The organism is Bartonella sp. AP21QHHD (assembly GCF_042196205.1).
In the GTDB taxonomy this organism is placed as follows: Bacteria; Pseudomonadota; Alphaproteobacteria; order Rhizobiales; family Rhizobiaceae; genus Bartonella.
Window position 1 is genome coordinate 1 of sequence record NZ_JBHIPT010000037.1, and the last position, 3,040, is coordinate 3,040.

Here is a 3,040-nt window from a genome sequence, read left to right on the forward strand (position 1 = left end):
CGGGCATGATTGTTTTTCCACTTCTCTCCTTGAGCAGACATTTTTTCACTTTGAATCCGCCGCCTTGTGCTTTCTTGAATGAGACGCCCAACCCCTTGTGCCAAAGTCCCCATCGAGCTATCAGCGCCCTTTTGCAAAAAGGATAAAGCCGCTTCAAGCCCTGTCTCTTTAATCTCAATATGGGTTGCAACAGACATATTATCTTCCCATCAAACGCGGCTTGGCATGAAAAAAAGCCCCATCACGAACCGGTCCATCTTCGCTCATAATTTTAGGTTCATCTATGCCTAAACCCGCTTTGCCTTCCGCAATGCGTTTCAAGAGTTCAACCGCCTGTTTGTAACGATCTTCAATAGTCGTGGTCAGTGCCGTATGGCGTATGGCTAAATTATAAACAGCAATATTGACACAGATCATACCCAGAGCCGCTGGCTGTCCAGCAATGGGGATTGAGTAGCGATGAGACAAATGCACATCAATCTCACCACTTGCCTGTTCGAGCGCGCGGGCAATGGCTTGCTCTGAAAAAACTGGATCAGAGTTCTCATCCATCCCACACAAATCATCCAAGAAGTCATCACCCCAGAGCTCTTCAATCAATGTTTTGCTTGCATAAGCCATGTTTAAAAGTTTCCCTTAGACAACTTCTTGCAACAAAACACCGGCATCTTTTGCGGCAACCAATTCACACACACGTTCCCCCACACGCACCCGTTTGCCGCCTGATAAGCCGATATCTGGATCTTGGATCACTCCAGACAAACGTTCGCCCAACTGGGCGCTAAAACCCCAACTGATCACCGAACCATCTGCCTGTTGTTTGGTAGGGTCAATATAAAGCAGTGCAATCTTATTGCCCCACACGCGTGCCAATTGTGCCGAACGCCCTTTACGTGCCAAATTCACTTGCGATTCACCAATGAGTAAACGATCGGGGTGTATTTCCATCAGATCAGCAAATTGCGCCTTGGTGACAAAACCATCAGCAGTGCCACCCCCTTTAACAGCTTTGATGATTTTGGGATGACGTTTGAGTTTTGACCAAACAACTTTGCCCATAACAATGGTGTTGGGTGTATAGACGAGACTTTTATCCATGGCCTCATCTAAAACAGCATAAGGATCAGATTTCTCATAATCGCTAAATTTATTCTCACCTTTAAGTGTTATCACCCGCTCTGGTGCATAATTTTCACTTCTTTGCACAAGCGCTGCAACACGCACTTCACGCCCCAATTCTAGCAAATTGGCAAGTCCCTCTACAGCTGTCTTTTCGGGGTTATAACGAGAGCGCTTTTCTGCTCGTGCGCGTGCCGCTGCTTCAATATCTGAATTGGGGATAAGATCATCAAGTCCGTAATCTTTGACACTGGCTTCCCGTTCAAAGGCAGAAAATTCCACCACATTCGGGCGCCCTTTCCGCCCAATCTCAAGTTCAGGCACGGTAAAATTTTCCGCTAAGGGAAATTCACTATATTTAAACACTTCACTTAAAACAGAAACACGGGGCAAAACTCTATCGCCAATAAGAGAGCCAGCTGGATTGCGATAACCAATAGCAATAGCGGTGAGTGTTGGATCAATGGGAAAAGGTCTGTTCATCATAAGCCTCGATTAATTAATTTTAAAAGAAATAACATCACCAGCAGAACCATCACTCATGGCAATACCAATGGTGCGATCTGCGGCTTCCGCTTTAATGGCGTGTCCTTTGGGGTCAGAGGTCAAAAAATCACCAAAGGAAACATTGCCTCCACAAACCACTTCGCCCCAACCACATTGGCCAACATCAAGCATCTCACCAGCCTTTGCACTCAATGACCCAGCAGTCCCTAATAATTTATCACCCTTACCAGAAGCCGTTGCCACCATTCCCTCAGTGCGCGCTGCAACAATGCAATAAGGTGAAATCACATCTATGGCGCGAAAAGATTTAATTAAAATCATCGTACTCATGATTAGCGCTCCTTTTGTTCGCAAATATAATCAACTGCTTGGCTAATGGTGATATCCCACCCTTTTTGCTTCTGCTCTTCCTTATAATGGCGTGCCGCAACAGCAATCTCTTCTGGCGCAAGCTTTGGTTCTTGCTTGAGACAAGAGGTCTCCAAAGGACTCCTAGCGGCAAGCGCCGGCAACTTCTCGACCAAACTTTTAAAATGTTCCACACCCCCTTCAAGGCTACAGAGTGCACGATATTCCTCGCGGGCAGCAGGCAAAATTTTGCCCTCTTCAATGGCCTTGTCTAAAAGGCTCTCAATAGCTGTATTTTTCTGCTCTTCTTGCAAAAGCGCTAAATCTTCTTGCATCTTTGTTAATTGGGAATTTAATTCCGCGCGTTCTTTTTCGCGCGCTTTAAGCGTTGCTAAAATCTCATCCGCTTTAGCATCTTCTGCCAGCTCCAGTGCACTGGCAATGGCTGTCAAATCCATCATTTTCTCCGTCAAAGTTATAGGGGAAGGCTGTTCACGGCTTAAAGCCGTCATGACAAGGGCTGGACGGTTCACCAAACCAGCACCTGCTAAATTTAAAATTTCACCTTTCTTGGAATGGCGAAACTCAGGCGAAAGATAGCGATATTCTTGGGAAACAATCTTTTTAGCGGCCATATCGGTCCATTTAACACGCCCCCAAATCGCACCATCCCGCTCTGCTAATTCTTCAATCCAGCCACTGGCAGGTGCTTCTAAACCATTTCTCGCACGGTGATGTTGCCCATGCTCATAATCAATCACAAGCGGTCCTTTATTGGCTGCAAAGGCTTTTAAAATAGTTTGCGGGTTATAATGCCATTGTCGTCCATCACGTGCCTTCACATGGGGCGCTTTGGGCAAAAGCTCTACCCATTCAGGCGCTTGGCTAACGGTGGCGTCTTCACATGAAATGTCTTGGCATAAAACGTCTGGACAGAGATCTATTAACGCAGCATGAAATGTTTCTGCATCCCCATCTTTTTGATCTTCGTGAAATTCCTGTTCCATACATTGCCTATTGCTTTACAATTGTCATTGGCAATACAATGCATGAAACTTACTCCCAC

Annotated in this window: 4 protein-coding genes and 1 pseudogene; all 5 read right to left on the reverse strand. The window is 46.0% G+C overall.

Annotation, left to right across the window (positions count from 1 at the left end):
- Positions 1–197 (reverse strand): annotated as a pseudogene (locus tag ACFIMC_RS03085) (virion morphogenesis protein); the annotation flags it as partial.
- Between the two features lies 1 nt (position 198).
- Positions 199–621 (reverse strand): gp436 family protein, encoded by a 423-nt coding sequence (locus tag ACFIMC_RS03090; protein ID WP_375624209.1) that lies wholly within the window; start codon positions 619–621, stop codon positions 199–201.
- Positions 622–636: 15 nt separating this feature from the next.
- Positions 637–1,602 (reverse strand): capsid protein, encoded by a 966-nt coding sequence (locus ACFIMC_RS03095; protein ID WP_375680969.1) that lies wholly within the window; start codon positions 1,600–1,602, stop codon positions 637–639.
- 12 nt (positions 1,603–1,614) lie between these two features.
- On the reverse strand, positions 1,615–1,956 hold the full coding sequence (locus ACFIMC_RS03100) for a hypothetical protein (RefSeq protein ID WP_375618803.1): 342 nt from the start codon (positions 1,954–1,956) through the stop codon (positions 1,615–1,617).
- A gap of 2 nt (positions 1,957–1,958) precedes the next feature.
- The gene (locus tag ACFIMC_RS03105; RefSeq protein WP_375685647.1) at positions 1,959–2,981 is read right to left on the reverse strand and encodes a phage protease; all 1,023 of its coding nucleotides are present in this window, start codon (positions 2,979–2,981) and stop codon (positions 1,959–1,961) included.
- Between the last annotated feature and the right edge of the window lie 59 nt (positions 2,982–3,040).